Source organism: Spirochaetales bacterium, from assembly GCA_016930085.1.
Lineage (GTDB): Bacteria > Spirochaetota > Spirochaetia > SZUA-6 > JAFGRV01 > JAFGHO01.
Window position 1 is genome coordinate 43724 of sequence record JAFGHO010000085.1, and the last position, 18393, is coordinate 62116.

Sequence of the window (18393 nt, forward strand, 5' to 3'; positions counted from 1 at the left end):
ATATCATCGCTATAACGGGCTACACTCTCAAGTAATCGATAAACTATGTAAGTATGAAAAAACCGGACATTCTCTTTATTAATCCGAATCTCCTCGATCCTCCCGTCGCGCCGCTCGGCATCGAAATGACGGGTTCGTATCTTCGTTCACGGGGCATGACGGTGGAATTGCTCGACCTCAACAAACGGAATCACGATATGCCGGAAATCCCGATCAAGGCCTGTTTCTCCCAAATCGATCCGCTTCTCGTGGGTATAAGTATTCGAAATCTCGACGACTCATCGTATCCTTCGATGAAGTTCACCCTGAAGGAGACAAAAAATATCGTTGAAATCGTGAAAAAATACACCTCACGACCCTGCGTTCTAGGGGGAGTCGGCTTTTCACTCATGCCGGAAGCCGTTTTAAAGGCGTGCGGCGCCTCTTACGGCATTACCGGTGACGGGGAGGAACCCCTTTTCCGCCTTCTCACCGCAATCAAAAATGGCATACTCTATCCTCAAGGAAATTTATTTCCTGCAATACCCGGCCTGTCTTTTGTAAAAGACGGTTCTATACATACGGTCCCTCCCGATTTCGGACGGATACCGTCATACACGTCCCGCGGACTGATCGACAACACATGGTATTTCACCCGCGGCGGCCAGATCGGAATCGAAACAAAACGCGGATGTGACGGTTCATGCATCTATTGCGCTGATCCGGTCGCGAAAGGGAGAAAAATCAGGCTCAGGCCGCCCGGGGATATCGTTGCCGAAATAGCCGGCCTGGCCGATGATGGAATTACATGTTTTCACACCTGTGATTGCGAGTTCAACAGGCCGCCGGAACATGCGGCAGCGATATGCGATGCGTTGATCCGTTCGGGTTTGAGCGGGCAAATCGGTCTGTATGCATACTGTTCCCCTTCGCCTTTTCCCGCCGGGCTGTATGATAAAATGGCCGCGGCGGGTTTCAAGGGAATCAACTTCGGCGTCGACCACATGAATGACGGAATTCTGGAAAAGCTGGGACGGGATCACACCGCCCGGGATGTTCTCGATGTGACGGACGCACTGAAGCAAAGGGGGATGAGGATCATGTACGATCTCCTCCTGTGCAGCCCCTTCGAAACGGAATCGACCCTCACCGAGGCGATTGAAAAGACGCGCGCGGCAGGGGCGGATTGTATCGGGATCGGTATGGGGGTCCGTCTTTATCCCGGTACACCGCTGTACCGGTCCCTGAAGCGGGAGGACTCGGAATACCTGGACGGTGAGCGGGAAGAGCCCCCCCTGCGGCCGCTTTTCTATGTGCGGCCGAAAAAAGAAACGGCGATTCCCCTCCTCTGCTCCCTTATCGGAAGCGACAGGCGCTTTTTCTTTCAGCCCCTGGGAGAAAAACACAATTACAATTATGCGGATAACAACCGCCTCCTCGAAGCGATCGAAAAGGGGGCGAGGGGCGCGTATTGGGATATACTCTCCTCATTATAGGACGGAGACCGGGCGGAACCCTACCGTTCACATTGGGGACTTGAGGTTGTCCGCTATTTCAATTCAGCGATATTGATGCCGCTTTCAAAATAGCGTTTCCCGACAATGAAAAAAATCACTGTCGGAAGCAGGGCGACGACAACGGCCGCGAGCTGGACCGTATATTTGACATCGGTCGGGGATTCGAAATAGAGGAGTCCCACCGGGAGGGTATACAGCTTGTTGTCGGAAAGGTAAATAAGCGGACCCAGGAGGTCTTTCCAACTGTAGAGAAACTGAAAAAGCCCGGACACGATGAGGGCGGGCATACTCTGCGGCAGGATTATCTTCGTGAATGTTTTGAACGAATTGCAGCCGTCCATCATTGCCGCCTCTTCCATTTCTTTCGGGATCGAAAGCATGAACTGCCGGATCAAAAAGATGTGCCACGCGGAGCCGAACATGCAGGGGACAATAAGGGGAAGGAAACTGTTTGTCCACTTTATGGTTCTGAAAAAGAGAAACAGCGGAATATTGGTTACCTGCGCGGGAAGCATCATCGTGCCGAGGACGATAAGAAAGAGGATGTCACGACCGGGAAATTTGAAGCGGGCAAATCCGTAGGCGATCGTCGCCGAACTGAAAACGACAAGGATCGTCTGGATGCCGCCTAAAGCAATGCTGTTGAAAATATAGCGCAGCAGGTCGACCTGGGTAAAGGCCTCGATGTAATTTTCCCAGTGAAGGGGCCGGGGGAACCAGACCTTGACGAAATCCGTGGAATAATACTGCGCCATATCCTTGAGGGAGGTGACGGCGAGGTAGATAAAGGGAATTACGAGGATGACCGCGATGACAAACATAAAGAAAAAACCGAAGATACCGACGAGCAGATTTTTTCGTTTAAAAAGAGATGAGCCCGCGTTCGTCATTTTTCGGAATAACTCCGCCGGCTTTTTTATAACAGGTATTATTTTTTCAATTAAAGTATACATCCGTCAATATCCCATATACAGTTTTTTCGACTTTCTCATAAAAGTCACGATAATAAAGGTAAGAATGAAACCGAGAGTGAAGATCACCCACCCGATCGAGCATGCCGTCCCCATTTTCCAGTACCGGAATCCCTGGATATAGAGGTAGTAGACAAGGGTCGCGAGGCAATTCTGTTTACCCATCAATCCGGTTACATTTCCTCCCATAACGGAGAGGGCCGCCGCGATATCGAATACCTGAAGCCCGCTGATGAGCCCCATGATGATCTGGAAAAAAATGACCGGTGTCAGGAGCGGAAGGGTAATGGAGAAAAGTTTCCGCCACCACCCCGCACCGTCTATTTCCGCCGCCTCATAGAGTGAAGGCGGATGGCCCGAAATGGCCGCGAGAAAAATAACCGCACAGGCGCCGACGAACCAGAGGTTGGTGAAAATGAGGACCCAGATCGCGACATTGGCGTCCTCGAGCCAGTAGACCTGCTTGATGCCGAAAAACCCGATCACCTGGTTGATGAGTCCGAAATCCTCGCTCCCGAACACGGGCCGCATCATCAGTCCGAACGCGACCGGAAGGACCAGGTTGGGAAGAAAAAAGACGACCTTGAATATACCGCGCCCCGGTATTTTTTCATAAAGCAATGTCGCGAGAAAAAAGGCGAGAATAATCCCGAGGCCGTTGCTGATAAACATATACATGATTGTGTTCGTGATCGCTTTCCGGAACACCCTGTCTTTCCCGAACAGGTCGATATAATTCTTGAAGCCGATAATTTCAGGACTCTGAAGGATATCCCATTTCGTAAAACTGATAAAAAGCGAATAGAAAATGGGAAAAAGCTGGAAAAAGAGAAATCCGATAATCCACGGAATGATATAGATGAATCCGCCGAGTTCTCTTCGCTTGATTGCGGAAAGTCTGTTCGCCATCATGCGTTCTGCCGCCGTTACATCGAAGAATAGACATCCTCGATCAGCGCGTTGCCTTCTTCTTCGATCATCGCGGCGGCTTCTTCCGCGGTGATGCGCCCCTGGAGAAACTGCGTTATCAGATCGTCGAGCATTGTCGCCATTTCATCCGAGGGCAGCATGGGGCCGGTAATCACATAGGGAAGGTCGCTGAAGAATGCGGCCATGACTTCCGGCGGTCTGTCGCCGCCTGTTTTCGCCTTTTCGAGGGCATTTTTATTCGCGGGAAGGTCTCCCGTTTTTGTAAACTCGATCTGGCCCTCGGCGCTTGTCATCCATTCGATAAATGTCCAGGCCGCATCGGTATTTTTCGAATCCCTGTAGATCGCGAGTGAATTGATATACCCCCTGGTGGCACGCGCGACACCCATCGGCAGGGGGGCGGTTCCGTAATTGATCCGGGCGTCCTCGACGGGCCCCAGCCCCCACGGACCGGCGTGCATGATCGCCACTTTACCGGTGACGATCGCCGAATCCGGGGTCCCCCACGGTCCCGACCATTCGCCGGTATGGGGGGGAAGAATCTGTTCGTCGATAAGCCTTCTCATCAGTTTCAATCCCGCTATTCCCTCGGGGGAATTAATGAGCATTTTCGTGGGTTTTATATTATTGTCCATAAGCCGGCCGCCCATCTGATATATCATGGCTTCATACATTTCCTGTTTATGAAAATGCGCGGCGTACTGAACGACTTCTTCGCCCTCGATTTTCGTCAGCTTTTTCGTCCGTTTGATAAACTCGTCCCACGTAACGGGTATTGTATTGTCGAAATACGGTACCCCCGCTTCGTCAAAAAGATCCTTGTTATAGATCATCGCCCTGACACCGGAACCGACCGGAATGGCGTAAATTTTCTCTTTGAAAACAACGGCTTCCTGCGCGCCCGGCTGCATTTCCGCAAGGCGTTCGCGTGCGCCCGGGATATCGTCCAGAGTCTTGAATGCGCCCTTTGTAATATACGGAGACGCCTGGATCTGAGAAAGAGAGATAACATCTGCGGCATCACCGCTTAAAATCGATGTTTTCAGTTTTTCCCAGTAAGCCCCCCACGGAAGAAACTCTGCCCTGACATAAATTTCGGGATGCTGTGCCATGAATAAATCAACGAGTTTCTGGAAATCCTCCGCTTCCCGGGTACCTGCCCAGCGTGTATAGGTAATGACTGTTTTGCCTTTCGGTCCGGTTTCCTGGCCCCCGGTGGCAAATGTTATCATGGATGATACGAAAATAAAAAGCAATGTTAAAAGACAAATCTTTTTTATCATGAAAACCCTCCTTTTTTAATCGTGGTCGCGAAAAAAGATTTCCTAAACCGTTTTAGTAATTCCTACCATACTTGTATGTCACTGTCAAGCCCGGAAAGGAAGATTTATTTCCTAATCCGACCAGTGTTTCGAGTTCTGTTTGATGAAATCGATCAATTCATCCGCGTAGGTAAAGGCAAGGCATAGTACCGTGTCGGCGGCGCCGTAATAGACGGTAATCCGGCCGGTCGGTGGATCGAACAGCGCGGCTCCTGGAAAGACGACATTCGGCACATCACCCACGCATTCATAATCCATCTGAGGAGAGAGGAGATAAGGAACCGTTCTGTTAATAACCTTCCAGGGTTCATCCAGATCCAGAAGCGCGGCTCCCATACTGTAGACAAATCCGTTGCACGAGGTGAGTACCCCATGGTATATGAGAAGCCATCCCTCAGTTGTCTCGATCGGGACCGGTCCCGCCCCCACTTTGGTCGACTCCCAGCCGTGCCGCGGAGACATGACGTGGCGGTGACATCCCCAATGGGTCATATCCGGGCTTTCACTGTAAAAAATATCGCCGAAGGGGGTGTGTCCGGTATCACTCGGCCTGTTGAGCATGGCGAATTTATTTCCGATCTTCCTCGGGAAAAGAACACCGTTTCTGTTGAAAGGAACAAACGCGTTTTCCATCTGGTAGTATGTCTTGAAATCATACGTGTATGCCACACCTATCGTGTATCCGTGATAGACATTACACCAGGTGATGTAATATCTGTCATCGATCCATACGGCACGCGGATCGTAGCCCTGATCGAAGTGTCCGATCTCAGGGTCATCACACTCGAATTTCAATATATCGTTGGAAATCCGCCAGGAAATTCCATCCGTGCTGAATCCGGTATGAAGCTGCATGCGGCGGGATTTGCTGTCGCAACGAAACACCCCGGCAAACTCGCCATTGAAAGGAACGACGGCGCTGTTGAAAATACTGTTGGATGACGGTATCGCGTCTCTCCGAATAATAGGATTTTTGGAATAACGCCAGACGACATCGTGCGATCCGGCCGGTTTGTCCTCCCACGGCATATGCGGTAAAGGCTCTCCCGATGTTATCCGGCTATTAGATGAATGACTCATTTTACTTCCTTTTCCTTAATGATACGTATCGCGCGCGAAACGGATGGAATCGACCTTAATATTATTTTTTCCGATTGTCAAGGACTCCGCATATATTTTGAAGCGATTCACGCAGCGGCGCACGTTGATAACATACCTGCCGCTTCCGCATGACCGGGATACCGCTATGCCATGAAAAGAAAAGAGGAAATGGGATTTACAGATGACCTGTTTGCGGGTATTTTCAGGCGAAGACCTCGATGCCGGGACCTGATCTCCTATACTTTGCACTTAATGACGACGGTATCGATGCTCGCCCTGGGTCTGACCCGCCTGATTTTTTCAGTTTCCTCGGCGAATTTTTTCAGGACGACGGTAAGCTTATCGCTCAGGGAAGGATGGTTCTTGTCGATTGCCACAATGGTAACGTCCGTTTTCGCAAAAACATCCATTTTCCTGACGCCGTCGCTGAATGCGGCACGTCCGAAAACATTACCCGCCTTGTATTGAAGACCGTTGATATCCACGACCCCCTCTTTGATCCAGAAAAACTCCGAACCTCGATCGCCCTTTTTTATTATCTGGTCTCCCTCGCTGTATTGAAGAATCCGTTCGAATGCATCCGGTTTTGAGAACCCGTGCTTTATCATATATCCCACCCGTATATTCCGTACCTGCGCCACACAATTGAATCCCCTCATTTTCTGAGCTACACGTTCCTTTATCGCACCTGAGGCGAACTGCATCGCCGATTCCACCGCGTCCCTGAGGGTTTGACCGCTGAACATCTCGTTGATAATTACCTCGACATTTTTCGACGGGGGAAGCATCGCCCGCCCCGACCGGCTGACGAAGTACACGTCCCCTACCGCCTTACGCGTGATAATTACTCCACCCTTCATATAACACTCCTTTTATGATTGGCATTATATTACGGTAATAACTATACCATGGGTAAAAATTCTATTCTGTATTCCATTTGGCACATTTTTTTGAACGCGGAAATCACCACCCGGCCGGGACCGGCGGGTTCAACGCAAAAGGCTACCTGTAGAGAAAGTAAGATGTGCTTATGTGTATCAAGGGAAAAACGGGGCGGATCTGATCCCGATTATTCCGCTCCCCCTGTACAAAGCCATGATAAATCTATTATAGTTACTTTTATACAGAACTTCGGCGAAAACGGGGACCGCTTTGATGAATTGAACCGCACCCGGTCTCCGTTTCACTCCAGGGAGGATGCATGAAAATCAGAACTATCGCAGCCGTTTTAATACTTCCGGTTATATCGATAGCGGCCCTTTGTGTGCCCTACGGCTGTCTCGGAAAACAGGAAACGGCGGATGATCCGGCAAATGCCCTTTACCGCGATGCCTCCCTTCCCGTCGAAGACCGTGTGTCGGACCTCCTATCACGCATGACCCTTAACGAAAAATGCGGCCAGATGGCGCTCGTCGAACGGATGTTTCTGAAACAGGACGATCACATCAGGGAATACGGAATCGGCGGAATCCTGAGTGGGGGCGGTTCCGCGCCGCATCCGAACACGCCCGGGTCCTGGATCGGGATGATCGATTCATTTCAGGCCATGGCCCTCTCCACCCGCCTCGCCGTCCCGATTATCTATGGAAGCGATGCGGTGCATGGGAACAACAACCTCGCGGGAGCGGTCATCTTCCCCCACAATATCGGACTCGGCGCGACCCGGGACCCGAAACTGGTTGAAGATATCGGGAGAATCACCGCGATCGAGATGACCGGCGCGGGAATGCACTGGAATTTCGCGCCATGCCTCGCCGTCCCGCAGAACGAACGGTGGGGAAGGACCTATGAAGGCTACAGTGAATACGCGCCCCTGGTTTCGGAACTCGGAATCGCCTATATAAGGGGACTCCAGGGACCGCTGAATGTCAACGAACCCGTTTCCGTTATCGCATCCGCGAAACATTACCTTGGGGACGGAGGCACCCTGAACGGAAAGGACAGGGGGAATACGATCGCCACGGAAGAAAAAATACGCGAGGTGTATCTGGCGCCGTACAAGGCGGCGGTGAAAGCGGGGACGAAAAGCGTTATGGTTTCGTTCAGCAGCCTGAACGGGAAACAGATGCACGCACATCGGCGGTTTATCACCGATATTCTCAAGGGAGAACTCGGGTTCGAAGGATTTGTCGTTTCCGACTGGGGCGGCATCGATTTTATTGCCCCGCGCTACAGGGACTGCGTCCGGGAGAGCGTCCTTGCCGGGATCGACATGGTCATGATCCCGGATAAATACGAAGAGTTTCTCCTCACCCTCAAGGCATTGGTCACCGAAGGAGACATCCCGATGGAACGGATCGACGATGCGGTTAGCAGAATCCTCCGGGTGAAATTCTCATCCGGCATTTTCGAAACCCCGTACGCGGAGAAATCGACCGCACGGCTGATCGGATGCGAAGAACACCGCATCAAGGCGCGGGAAGCGGTAAGTAAATCCCTTGTCGTACTCAAGAACCGGAACAATATCCTGCCGCTTTCAAAAAAAATAAAAAGCATATTCGTTGCGGGTAAAAGCGCGGACAGCATCGGAAATCAGTGCGGCGGCTGGACACTCACCTGGCAGGGGTTGAGCGACACGACGATTCCCGGCACATCGATACTGGAGGCGATACGAAACGCCGTTTCCCCCGCGACACGGGTCAGCTATAGTGAAAACGGAACCGGCGGCAAAGGGCACGATGTCGCAGTTGTCGTGATCGGGGAACTTCCCTATGCTGAAATGTACGGCGACAAGGAGAATATCAACCTTTCCGTCGTCGATGCCGACGCGGTCGACAATTGCAGAAAAGAGGGCCTGCCGGTGGTCGTGATCCTCGTTTCCGGCAGACCGATGATAGTCACCGATTATATCGCCGGTTGGGATGCCTTTATCGCGGCCTGGCTTCCCGGAACTGAAGGAGCGGGTGTCGCGGATATTCTTTTCGGAAATGTCAAACCTTCGGGCAAACTCCCGTATTCCTGGCCGAAAAACTCGGCACAACTTCCCGTCAACTACGGAGACGAGGTATACGAACCCCTTTTCCCTTTCGGTTTCGGGTTGACGTTTCAATAGAAAGGATGTACAACAAAAAGCCTGTGAAACAAACGAGGAGACTCATCTGATGAAAAAAAGGACCGTCATTACAACGATTGTACTGATCGCACTGACAGGTCTTGCTGTCATCGCCTTTTTCCTTTTTCCCGCCATCGGAAAAACCACACTGAGGCTCACCGTCATGGATGCCGTTTCCCGGTCATGGGTTTATAATTCTTCCATTACGATCCAGAACAGAGTGATACGCGGATTCAAGTCGACCGTCTTTTCTTTTAGCGACCTGAAACCGGGCACATATCCCCTTGTCGTCACCGCACCCTATTACACAATGGCGGAAACCGGCCTCACGATACATCCGGGCGAAAACATCCTCACCGATCCCATCCTCCTCTCCGGTTATGAAATACCGGACCTCGACGATATCGCCCTTTTTGAAGGGAAGAAAGACGATACCCTCGAACTCGATTTCCGCCTTGTCCGGCCCGACGGTCACGCGGTCGTCAATCATCCATGCCTCCCCGTCGTCATATACTGCCGGATTTCAGAACAAACCGACACCGGGCAACGGGGAGATATTATTTACGCGGCCCCCGTACCGTGGCACTGGAATACGAGCCTGACTGAAACATACCGCTACGAGGTCGCGATTCCGCTGGATGACATCGGGAAATCGCAAGCCCCGTACTGGATTATGGATTATCTCGTTCTCTTTCCCGACCCCAGAACGATCGGAGAAGACGAGATAAAAAAAATCATCCTGACGGCGCAGGAAATGAAAGACATCGATTCGATCGCCTCCTACCTCGACGGCTTTTCCGACAGACTCAGATGGTTTTTCAGAAGCCACAATAATGTGGAGAATATGTTCGGGGAGGGCGGAACGTGATACAAACAAGGAACCTCATCAAGCATTACGGTAATCTCCGGGCGGTGAACGGGATCTCTCTCAATATCAATCAGGGTGAAATATACGGTTTCCTTGGTCCCAACGGCGCAGGCAAGACCTCCACGATCAAGATGCTTCTTGGAATCACCAGGCCGACGTCCGGAGAAATATACCTCTTCGGAGAACGCTTTACCCCTGAAAAGGTCGATGTACGGAAACGGATCGGTGTGGTGCCTGAAAAACACCCGCAGGGAATCTGGACATGGATGACAGCCGGGGAATATCTCGCCTATTTCGCGAATATATTCGAGGTCGAGGACGCGGACAAACGAATCGACTACCTGCTTGAAAAAGTACATCTCATACGGGTCAAAAACAAGCCTTTTAAAACCTTTTCCCGCGGGATGCTTCAGAAACTCAACATTATCCGCGCCCTCCTCCACAATCCCGATATCCTGATCCTCGACGAACCGATCTCCGGCCTCGATCCCATCGGCGTAAAACAGATCCGAGATCTTATCGTCGCGGAAACACGGGAAAACCGCTCCATCTTTGTCTCTTCCCACCTCCTCTCGGAAGTGGAAAAGATCTGTCACAGAATCGCCATTATCAACAGGGGTTCCCTTGTTGCGGAGGATTCCATGGACCGGCTGCTTTCAAAACTGGTCCGCAACAAAGAAGTCTATATCGATGTCGAGGAGGTCCCGCCAGGGTTGATCGAAGAGATAAAAAAGATGCCGTTCGTAAGGGATTGCAGGCTGAACGACCTTACCATTACCATCGAGGTGCCGCGGGAAGGCGATTACAGAAGGGACCTCGCACTCTTTATCTTCAACAGGGGACTCATCCCGCTTCGAATACAGGAAAAAGCCCCGACCCTCGAAGAAGCCTTCATCACCATTACGGGCGAGAATATCGAAAAACTTGCGGGGAAAAGAGGAAACGGTGAATAACAGACTGAAAACGATCGCAACAATCGAGACGATCGTTACGATCGCGCGAAAAAAAATAACGGAAACCCTTCTGGGCCCGGCATTTCCGATCTCATGTACCGTCGGTCTTGTTCTCGGGTACCTTGCGGTCACCGGGTTTATCGCAAGCATCGACGCGGACGGCATCAATCCCTCATTGAATCCCCCGTTCGAGCTCGCAATAAAGGCGATCGGAGGCTTTTTCGGCGACGCGTTTTTTCAAAAACTGTTTTCGGAAGGCCCCTTTTCATTCGCCCTTATCGTCTCTTATGTTCCCGTATTGCTTTATCTCGCCGTCAGTTCGGTCTTCAAGTTCGGTTTTGAAAAAAACGCAGGGGCCCTCGAACTCGTCATTTACGGACCGGTAAGCGTCACGATGTATGCGGCCGCTTCGTTTATTCGAAATCTCTTTTTCAGTCTCGGCTATCTCCTTGTCTCATCCCTGATTCTGATACTCTATTCGCTTCTCACCAACACCCTCGCCGGCGGCATGTTCTTCACACTCATCGCCCTCCTCTTCTTCCTCTCGACCGCGACATACGGTTATACCACACTCTGTACGGTTTTGGTGAAAAACGGTCTCGCCGCCCTTCCCTTGTTCCTGGGGGTCTCGCTTTTTTTTATCGTGCTTCAGCTGGGGACATTGACCGTTACCTCCGGCGGCACGCTTAATCCATGGTCCGCCCTCGCGTGGATATTCCAGTGGTTTTCACCGCTTTTTTACTTCAATCTCGGTTTTTTCTCGCTTGACTACAACAATACCGGTCTCCTGGCCTTGAGCCTTTTTCTTGCGGGCCTGCTCGCGTTCGTTCTGCTTACGGCGAGTCACGCGATCGCGCGGCGGAGGGGGGGAGCGGCATGAAAAACTCGACGTTATGCGTCATCGCCCTGGCCGTTCTTTTTTCCACCGCCCCGATCTCCGGGCAGACACCGGAGAAAATCGAGCAATTCATCTATTCGATTCACGCCTTTGACGGGCACAGCTATAAAAAAACCTTTTGCCGAGAAGCTTCCGATACCATCTACTTTCTCGCCGGCGAAGACAATTTTCTATCGACGCGAAAAACATTCATTTATTACTGGCCGCTTTCGGATACCTGGCGTCTCGATACGAACATCCTCAATTATCCGATCAAGGGTACCCTCCACATAACGGGGGACAACATACGGCCCGAGGCATACGAAACGGTGCTTTACATCTATACCGACATGCCCGCTTCGCGCGCGGAAAACCGTTCCCCGATACTGCACGCGGGCGCCGACACCACGGACGCCTTTTCGAACACCCTGAGGGTTTTGAAAGGTGAAGAGGCTGTTTCCGAATACGCCCGCTATCTTTCCATTATGGAACGGTACGACAGGGAGGTGGAAGCGTGGCAGCAGCGTGAGCGGGAATACCAGGAATGGAAAAGAAACATGGACAGTAAAATAAGGCTGGCCCGGAAAGAAGGCAAAGACGTTTCGGGTCTCGTCGAAGAAGTCCAGTCGTATCAGTTTGAATACCCGCCCTCCCGCCCGTCGTATCAGATCAGCCCCCCGCAGGAAGCGTTTATCATCAACCTTCCCGAAGGCGATTACAGGATGAAACTCGTCGACCCGGAAAACAACATAATCGAGGGATCGGAAAAAACACTCAAGGTTTTCACGAAAAAGCGGGGCAACAGCGTACAGTACATGTACGCCGCGGGCTCGAAACTCACAAGACATAAAATAACACAGATCGCCGGTTCGGTTATCTATGTCGACGGCAGCTACGACCTTTTTTTCAGGCCGTCCTACCAGAATGAGGTGAACGAACTCTTTCACGAAAAACTGATGGTCAACGACGCGAAGGGTAATCCCGGGAAAACGAAGTGGATCAGGACAAAAGAGATTACCACCGCATGGATCGAGAAATCGGTGAACAACGGCCCGTACGGCATCGTGCTTCAGGATTATTTTTACGCGGATCAGGATCCGGAAGCCCCGCTTGGCTACCGACTCGTCTACTGGGATTCACGGCCGGAAGCCCCCCATGAATACCTCTCGCCCTCCCTGCGGGCGTTCCGTATTCCAATCGACGGAAGAACCCGGCTCATCGATATCCGCCTGCGGGATATTTCCGGCCGCCTCATCGACACGAGCACCCGCCGCATCCGCCTCGTCAACAAACACTCGCCGCACCTCCTGATTCTCCTCCTCTGTCTCCTGCCGCTCGCCGGTATGACCGCGATCACGATTCAACGAATGGCCCTTTATGCGGGAAAAAAGCAGAACACGGATTAATCCTTCACCGGAAGCCCTCATAAGTTTCCGGAACGATGTCTGCCGTTTTTTCGAAAAGCACGGACGCCGGCTTCCCTGGCGGACGGCCTGGAAGCCGTATCATATCGTGGTCTCGGAGATAATGCTTCAGCAGACACAGGTCGAACGGGTTATCGCGAAGTTCGAGGCCTTTATCGCTTCCTTCCCGGACTTCCACAGTCTCGATACCGCTTCCATGCGGGAGGTATTGCTTCTCTGGAAGGGACTCGGATACAACAGGCGAGCCTATGCCCTGAAAGAAATCGCGCGAAGGGTCTGCCGCGACTATAACGGTGTTCTTCCCTGCGACAGGGAATCCCTTCTCCGCCTTCCGTCGATCGGCAGGGCGACGGCGGCATCGATTCTGGCCTTCGCCTTCGACAGACCGGAAGTCGTGATCGAGACGAATATCCGCACGGTCTATATTTACCACTTTCTCAGGGATCAAACGCGGGTCAGTGACGACGATATCGAATCCCTCATCCGGGCGACCATGGACAGAGAACATCCGAGAACATGGTACTCGGCGCTTATGGATTACGGAAGTCACCTGAAAAAACTGTATCCGGAGTTGACGGGAAAAAGCTCAGCATATAAAAAGCAGTCGAGGTTCGACGGTTCGGACAGGCAGATACGGGGGAAAATTTTGGGGATTGTCGCAGGGGCGGGGTACGCGTCGGAAGGTAAACTCATTGAAGAGATTGAAGCCGACGCGGAGAGGATTCGCGACATAGCGGGAGTTCTGGTCAGGGAAGGGTTGGTGGTAAAAAAGGGAAACCGGTATGAAATCCCTTAAAGGAAGGAAATTACGTGCGGCCGCCGAAAGTCGGCATTTTTTCAATAACATACCGGATAATGGACAGTGGCGGATGAAGTTGACCGTATATTAAAAAAGAGCCGCTGAATCATGATCTTCGATATATACTGTTTCCATGCCCGTGTCTTCGCTTATTTTTCCGGTAAAAAATTCCATTATCGGCTTCTCGGTAGCGTAATGACCCGCCAGAATCAAATTAATATTCGACTCATACGCGTATAATTTTCCAAAATGAATCGCTTCGCCTGAAATAAAGGTATTGATGCCTATTCCTTTTGCTTCCTTTATCCATTCCGGTCGCGCACCCCATCCGGGTATTATTCCGATATTATCAACCTTGTCATTGTTTTTAAATATTTCCAATTTGGATTTGAGTTTTTTAGAAAGAACGCCGGACAAATCATCGATATCAAGATACTCCGATGCCGCGATGATTCCTGCCGTGTTATTGAAATGTTTGTGTATCTTCCATCCGAAAAGGTTATTGAATCCGAGTGCGGTACTATATTCTCCATGCATATCCAAAGCATCATGTGCGAAGTAATGTGAAATATTATATTGTAATAACCTCGTCCGTTTTGATTTTACATATTCGGCATCGGTGCTTTCCCAATTCGCATGATGGGTCAACAGGAAATCGATATGTTCATTTATCGCTTTCTCAATGACACTAAACGACAAATTCACGGAAACACCGATCTTTGATACGTTTTTCCTTCCACGGATCGTCAAGCCTTCATTATTGTGTTTTTCACCTGTTATTTCAAGCAATGAGTCCAGATAAGATGTTATTTCTTCTATTTTCATGGCGACGGAAGACCTGTCAAAACTGTTTATAAAAATTTTTCTGTTGCTTTCTCATCGTATATCCGATTATTTCATAAAATTTATGAGCTCCGTCTCTCTCGTTTCCTGAATTCAGGCGAACGCCCTTGCATCCGTTTGATTTTGCCCAGTACTCAACTTCATGCATCAAGGCTTTTCCATAACCCGAATTCCTGTATCCTCGTGATACGACCAGCCCCAATATATTCAATAATTTTTCAAAATACAGTACTCTGTAAATCTGGCCGTGAACGTATCCTATTACATTGTTTTCTTCAATTTCCTTGACCAATATGACATGATCATTCAGTTTCATCAGTTCTTCAAGATTTTTATAGAATTCTTTTTTATCAAATAAATACCCGAGTTCATTCGAGAGTTCGTGTAATTGTTCAGCATCACTTAATTTTACTTTTCGTATCATGATGTTTACCCGCCTGTTTTACACAACGGACAAACTTGTGCGACTTCCGGCTCACATGGCGGAGGGGCCGGCAGGCCGCGGAAGTTCATGGACGGCAAACGGTATTCCGGTCTTATTCCCGTTTTCTCCTTGATTGACTTTATTATTTCATCGCTTTCAATATGATGATAACCGTACAATTCACGAATTTGTTTTCCAATAGTGATTTTTCCGCTTCCGCACGTTCCATTTACTATTATTATTTCTTTCATAATACCATGACTATCCTGTCTCCCGTCTTTTCAATAATGCTTGCTTAAAGATTTCACTGTTTTCTTTTGTAATGCACACGAATGCCCTTTCTGCGTATTGGCCGACTTCTTTCGGACTGCATGTTTCAGGAGAATACGCCGTTTTTTCAATCATTATTTCCTCCTGCCGTTTCCGGCTTACCTGAAAGAATATAATCAAGCCCGGGCTTTGACTATCGCTTTCTCCTGCCAGACTTTCGATTTCCAGCGGAACAGCATGATGATTCCCCTTGTCCATTCGTCCATGGAAATCGCAAGCCATATACCGATTACCCCGAATTCGAGGACAAGACCCAGGATAAAAGCAAAAAGCACGCCGATACCCCACATGGTGACAATGCCGACCTTTACGGGGAAATCGACGTCCCCCGATCCCTTTAAGCCATTGATAAAAACAAGGTTGAAGGTCCGGCCCGGTTCCAAAAGCATGGTAAAAACAACGAGGTTACTGCAGAGACGATACACATTATCTTCCATGGGAAAGATACGGAGGATCGTATTCCTGAGTAAGGACAATGTTCCCGCCAGAACAAAAGCCAGAATGAAGGAAAAACAAAAATACCTGAAAACATTCCGGTACGCCTCCCCGCTTCTCCCCGCACCGACGAGATAACTCGTTATTATCTGGGTGCCCTGTCCGGTGGAAAAAGAGAAATAAAAAATAAACCGCGCGAAGACAAAAGCGTAATTATATGCCGGTAAATTGATCTGCGCTTCCGGCGGCAGCCCGAAATCCATTTGCGCGACGAAAAAATTCATCACTATCATGGCGGTGTTATATGCAAGCGATTCACCCGCGATGGGAACGCCTAGTCGTAGAATCTTTTTGATTAATTGAAGTTTGATTGTAAAGAAATCCCTAAAACGAAGCGTCATATCCTTTTTACTCAAAATCATGAAAAACATACAGACGGCGGCCAGTATCTGGCTGAAAACGGTTGAAACCGCCACGCCCGCCACTCCCCATTGCGGAAAACCAAAAGCACCGTAGATAAAACAATAATTGCCGAACACGTTGAGCGCGTTGGCGATCATATTGATAACCATCGGTTCCCGTGAATATCCGTAAGCCCGTAAAACCGTACTGAAAATGGTATTCATGGCAAGCCCGATTGAAAAGGCGCTGAAGATGGTGAAATAATCGACGGCGAAACCGTAGCGTATATCATTGAGCCGGTAGAGAGAAAGGATCGGTTTTGCCAGGAAAAACATGGTAAGGCTGATGACAATGCCCGTCAAAGCCGATAAAAATACGCTTGTCGTTACCGTCCGTGTAGCCTTTTTTGCGTTTTGAGCGCCGTTGTGTTGAGTAATAATAATTCCGGCGCCCGAACTGATCATCAAATAGATAAGAGTGATGAAAAACACAAAATTGATATCCAGACCCACGGCGGCCACCGCGTCGTCGCCCATGCGTACGCCGTTTACGGAAAGACCGCTTAACATGAATATATCGGCGAACGAGAACAGGAATCTCAGCAGGTTTTCGGCAAGGATGGGGATCGTAATGGTCAGGATATTCATACGTTTCGATATGGAATTTTCCACGGCTTTGTTGTCCTCTTGTGTTTTCGGATCGAATGAGACGCGACGTCGTTTATCTCTTCGTGTTTTCGCCTCGATGTGAGATAAAATATTTCCGCTCCCCGGTTTTTCCATTGCGTCAATTTCTCCGCCGCTTTGCCAATGGGAACATATGACCTGTAATCATGAATCGACGGATCATTATCTTTTACCTGCTGCACGATTTGTTCTCTGCTGTGTCCGATACCATTGTTATGCATAATTATCGTTCCTTCGGTGAATATCAATATTTTCATGGCGCTAAACATATGACTTTTATCTTTCTATCGAGTATTTTATCTTTTTTTTTAAAATCGATCATCTTTAATACAAGATTATCGAAAATATTTATTTAAATATCCCATCTGTATCTGCATTTTTTTCTGAAACCTTCGTTATAATCAGGACAATTTATCGGTAAATCTATAATTTGTACGAATTCGGCACCAATAATTTCACAAGTTCTGCGAGATGCCGTATTCGACGGATCGCATGTAATCCAGATTATATTCATTTTATGATCTTTTGCTACCTGTTTTATCAGTCTGCACGCTTTTGCTGCGTATTTATTCCCGCGGTATTTCTCTTCAATTCCATATCCGATATTACCTTCGTATTTTTCTACAAATTCATTTACTCCGATTCTAATACAAATACCACCCACTCTTTCTTCCGAATTGTGCAAATAAATATCAAATTCATAAGAAGGTAAAAAACAATTTCCGGTCGAAGGCGCGAGTGATTTATTCATACGCAAATCAATTTCATTATCCGTCAGGATATTATACGTAATAAAACTGAATTTCTTCATCATATTCTTCTACAATCAAAAACCGATTTTAAAAATAAAATAACCGTTCTTGAAATTTATAACAACATTAAAGGGGTTGGCAATGATTTTACTACCTCGAAGCGGTGAAGCGGTTATTGTGCAAACGACAACCGCGCCAAGCATGGGTGCTTTTTATAAAACATAACGAAGTCTCTCGCAATAATCGACAGGACTATAATACTCCTCCCCGGCAGCTACTCAATCTTCGCGAACGTTAATCCACCTCCCCCCGCGCGCGATGCTTCTTCAATTTTTTTCTTTTTATCGATCTCGCGATTCCCGCGAAAAACCCGACCAGCCCGATCACGAAGAGCACGGGCGGATAAAAATAGATAACGCCGTTGGCAAAGGCGGCAAAAAACCAGATCACGGCAATCGCCATAAGGATGATGCCGCCGATGGGGCCGAGATTCAAAATCTTCGATTCGATACCGAAGCCCGATCCGATATCGAACTCCCCCGTGCCCTCCATGAGCTTGTCCCTTTTCCGGGAATACTCACGCAGGTCCGCCTTGCAATGCTCGCAGAAACTCAGGACGGAAGGCGTTTCCTTTTTACACATAGGGCATATCATGAATTCCTCCTTACAGTAAAAAGTCAAAGCGAAAATAATAATGGTTCATACCGCAATAGACGGTTCCAGGCGAA

Annotated in this window: 19 protein-coding genes; 7 read left to right on the top strand and 12 right to left on the bottom strand. The window is 49.3% G+C overall.

Going from position 1 to position 18393, the window contains the following annotated elements:
* Window positions 1–53 precede the first annotated feature (53 nt).
* Complete coding sequence (locus JW881_14670) at window positions 54–1475, top strand: radical SAM protein (GenBank protein MBN1698756.1); 1422 nt, start codon at window positions 54–56, stop codon at window positions 1473–1475.
* Between the two features lie 53 nt (window positions 1476–1528).
* Here JW881_14670 and JW881_14675 read toward each other — a convergent pair whose 3' ends face one another.
* The 5 genes from JW881_14675 to JW881_14695 form a co-directional block, all read right to left on the bottom strand.
* Window positions 1529–2386, bottom strand: a complete 858-nt coding sequence (locus JW881_14675) for a carbohydrate ABC transporter permease (protein MBN1698757.1) — start codon at window positions 2384–2386, stop codon at window positions 1529–1531.
* A 66-nt stretch (window positions 2387–2452) separates the two neighbouring features.
* Window positions 2453–3379, bottom strand: coding sequence for a sugar ABC transporter permease (locus tag JW881_14680; GenBank protein MBN1698758.1), 927 nt, complete (start codon window positions 3377–3379; stop codon window positions 2453–2455).
* A 14-nt stretch (window positions 3380–3393) separates the two neighbouring features.
* A complete protein-coding gene (locus JW881_14685; protein ID MBN1698759.1) occupies window positions 3394–4677 on the bottom strand; it encodes an extracellular solute-binding protein in 1284 nt (427 codons plus the stop codon).
* A 114-nt stretch (window positions 4678–4791) separates the two neighbouring features.
* Window positions 4792–5748, bottom strand: coding sequence for a glycoside hydrolase family 130 protein (locus JW881_14690; protein MBN1698760.1), 957 nt, complete (start codon window positions 5746–5748; stop codon window positions 4792–4794).
* 308 nt (window positions 5749–6056) lie between these two features.
* The gene (locus tag JW881_14695; protein ID MBN1698761.1) at window positions 6057–6680 is read right to left on the bottom strand and encodes a cyclic nucleotide-binding domain-containing protein; all 624 of its coding nucleotides are present in this window, start codon (window positions 6678–6680) and stop codon (window positions 6057–6059) included.
* A 341-nt stretch (window positions 6681–7021) separates the two neighbouring features.
* Between JW881_14695 and JW881_14700 the strand changes: the two genes are divergently transcribed.
* The 6 genes from JW881_14700 to JW881_14725 are packed head-to-tail and all read left to right on the top strand — an operon-like array spanning window position 7022 to window position 13790.
* The gene (locus JW881_14700) at window positions 7022–8872 is read left to right on the top strand and encodes a glycoside hydrolase family 3 C-terminal domain-containing protein (protein MBN1698762.1); all 1851 of its coding nucleotides are present in this window, start codon (window positions 7022–7024) and stop codon (window positions 8870–8872) included.
* 49 nt (window positions 8873–8921) lie between these two features.
* The gene (locus tag JW881_14705; GenBank protein MBN1698763.1) at window positions 8922–9740 is read left to right on the top strand and encodes a carboxypeptidase regulatory-like domain-containing protein; all 819 of its coding nucleotides are present in this window, start codon (window positions 8922–8924) and stop codon (window positions 9738–9740) included.
* A complete protein-coding gene (locus JW881_14710) occupies window positions 9737–10693 on the top strand; it encodes an ABC transporter ATP-binding protein (protein MBN1698764.1) in 957 nt (318 codons plus the stop codon). Before JW881_14705 ends, JW881_14710 begins: the two co-directional genes overlap by 4 nt.
* Entirely contained in the window at window positions 10686–11573 is an 888-nt protein-coding gene (locus JW881_14715; GenBank protein MBN1698765.1) for a hypothetical protein, read from the top strand. The genes JW881_14710 and JW881_14715 overlap by 8 nt, the downstream gene beginning before the upstream one ends.
* Window positions 11570–12976 (top strand): hypothetical protein, encoded by a 1407-nt coding sequence (locus JW881_14720; GenBank protein ID MBN1698766.1) that lies wholly within the window; start codon window positions 11570–11572, stop codon window positions 12974–12976. The genes JW881_14715 and JW881_14720 overlap by 4 nt, the downstream gene beginning before the upstream one ends.
* Window positions 12948–13790, top strand: coding sequence for an A/G-specific adenine glycosylase (locus JW881_14725; GenBank protein ID MBN1698767.1), 843 nt, complete (start codon window positions 12948–12950; stop codon window positions 13788–13790). Before JW881_14720 ends, JW881_14725 begins: the two co-directional genes overlap by 29 nt.
* 90 nt (window positions 13791–13880) lie before the next feature.
* Here JW881_14725 and JW881_14730 read toward each other — a convergent pair whose 3' ends face one another.
* The 7 genes from JW881_14730 to JW881_14760 all read right to left on the bottom strand — a co-directional run bounded on the left by JW881_14730 (window position 13881) and on the right by JW881_14760 (window position 18319).
* A complete protein-coding gene (locus JW881_14730) occupies window positions 13881–14618 on the bottom strand; it encodes a Nif3-like dinuclear metal center hexameric protein (protein MBN1698768.1) in 738 nt (245 codons plus the stop codon).
* A gap of 16 nt (window positions 14619–14634) precedes the next feature.
* On the bottom strand, window positions 14635–15060 hold the full coding sequence (locus tag JW881_14735; GenBank protein ID MBN1698769.1) for a GNAT family N-acetyltransferase: 426 nt from the start codon (window positions 15058–15060) through the stop codon (window positions 14635–14637).
* 261 nt (window positions 15061–15321) lie between these two features.
* Window positions 15322–15465, bottom strand: a complete 144-nt coding sequence (locus JW881_14740) for a hypothetical protein (GenBank protein MBN1698770.1) — start codon at window positions 15463–15465, stop codon at window positions 15322–15324.
* Between the two features lie 41 nt (window positions 15466–15506).
* Window positions 15507–16898 (bottom strand): MATE family efflux transporter, encoded by a 1392-nt coding sequence (locus tag JW881_14745; GenBank protein ID MBN1698771.1) that lies wholly within the window; start codon window positions 16896–16898, stop codon window positions 15507–15509.
* A complete protein-coding gene (locus tag JW881_14750; GenBank protein ID MBN1698772.1) occupies window positions 16871–17134 on the bottom strand; it encodes a hypothetical protein in 264 nt (87 codons plus the stop codon). The genes JW881_14745 and JW881_14750 overlap by 28 nt, the downstream gene beginning before the upstream one ends.
* 131 nt (window positions 17135–17265) lie before the next feature.
* Window positions 17266–17727, bottom strand: a complete 462-nt coding sequence (locus JW881_14755) for a GNAT family N-acetyltransferase (GenBank protein ID MBN1698773.1) — start codon at window positions 17725–17727, stop codon at window positions 17266–17268.
* Between the two features lie 232 nt (window positions 17728–17959).
* The gene (locus JW881_14760) at window positions 17960–18319 is read right to left on the bottom strand and encodes a hypothetical protein (GenBank protein ID MBN1698774.1); all 360 of its coding nucleotides are present in this window, start codon (window positions 18317–18319) and stop codon (window positions 17960–17962) included.
* Window positions 18320–18393 lie beyond the last annotated feature (74 nt).

Bases quoted from the DNA above. Each gene is read 5' to 3' on its own strand.
- JW881_14670 (MBN1698756.1), top strand. From the start codon at position 54: ATGAAAAAACCGGACATTCTCTTTATTAATCCGAATCTCCTCGATCCT.
- JW881_14675 (MBN1698757.1), bottom strand. From the start codon at position 2,386: ATGACGAACGCGGGCTCATCTCTTTTTAAACGAAAAAATCTGCTCGTC.
- JW881_14680 (MBN1698758.1), bottom strand. From the start codon at position 3,379: ATGATGGCGAACAGACTTTCCGCAATCAAGCGAAGAGAACTCGGCGGA.
- JW881_14690 (MBN1698760.1), bottom strand. From the start codon at position 5,748: ATGCCGTGGGAGGACAAACCGGCCGGATCGCACGATGTCGTCTGGCGT.
- JW881_14695 (MBN1698761.1), bottom strand. From the start codon at position 6,680: ATGAAGGGTGGAGTAATTATCACGCGTAAGGCGGTAGGGGACGTGTAC.
- JW881_14700 (MBN1698762.1), top strand. From the start codon at position 7,022: ATGAAAATCAGAACTATCGCAGCCGTTTTAATACTTCCGGTTATATCG.
- JW881_14705 (MBN1698763.1), top strand. From the start codon at position 8,922: ATGAAAAAAAGGACCGTCATTACAACGATTGTACTGATCGCACTGACA.
- JW881_14720 (MBN1698766.1), top strand. From the start codon at position 11,570: ATGAAAAACTCGACGTTATGCGTCATCGCCCTGGCCGTTCTTTTTTCC.
- JW881_14725 (MBN1698767.1), top strand. From the start codon at position 12,948: ATGCGGGAAAAAAGCAGAACACGGATTAATCCTTCACCGGAAGCCCTC.
- JW881_14730 (MBN1698768.1), bottom strand. From the start codon at position 14,618: ATGAAAATAGAAGAAATAACATCTTATCTGGACTCATTGCTTGAAATA.
- JW881_14735 (MBN1698769.1), bottom strand. From the start codon at position 15,060: ATGATACGAAAAGTAAAATTAAGTGATGCTGAACAATTACACGAACTC.
- JW881_14740 (MBN1698770.1), bottom strand. From the start codon at position 15,465: ATGATTGAAAAAACGGCGTATTCTCCTGAAACATGCAGTCCGAAAGAA.
- JW881_14750 (MBN1698772.1), bottom strand. From the start codon at position 17,134: ATGCATAACAATGGTATCGGACACAGCAGAGAACAAATCGTGCAGCAG.
- JW881_14755 (MBN1698773.1), bottom strand. From the start codon at position 17,727: ATGATGAAGAAATTCAGTTTTATTACGTATAATATCCTGACGGATAAT.
- JW881_14760 (MBN1698774.1), bottom strand. From the start codon at position 18,319: ATGATATGCCCTATGTGTAAAAAGGAAACGCCTTCCGTCCTGAGTTTC.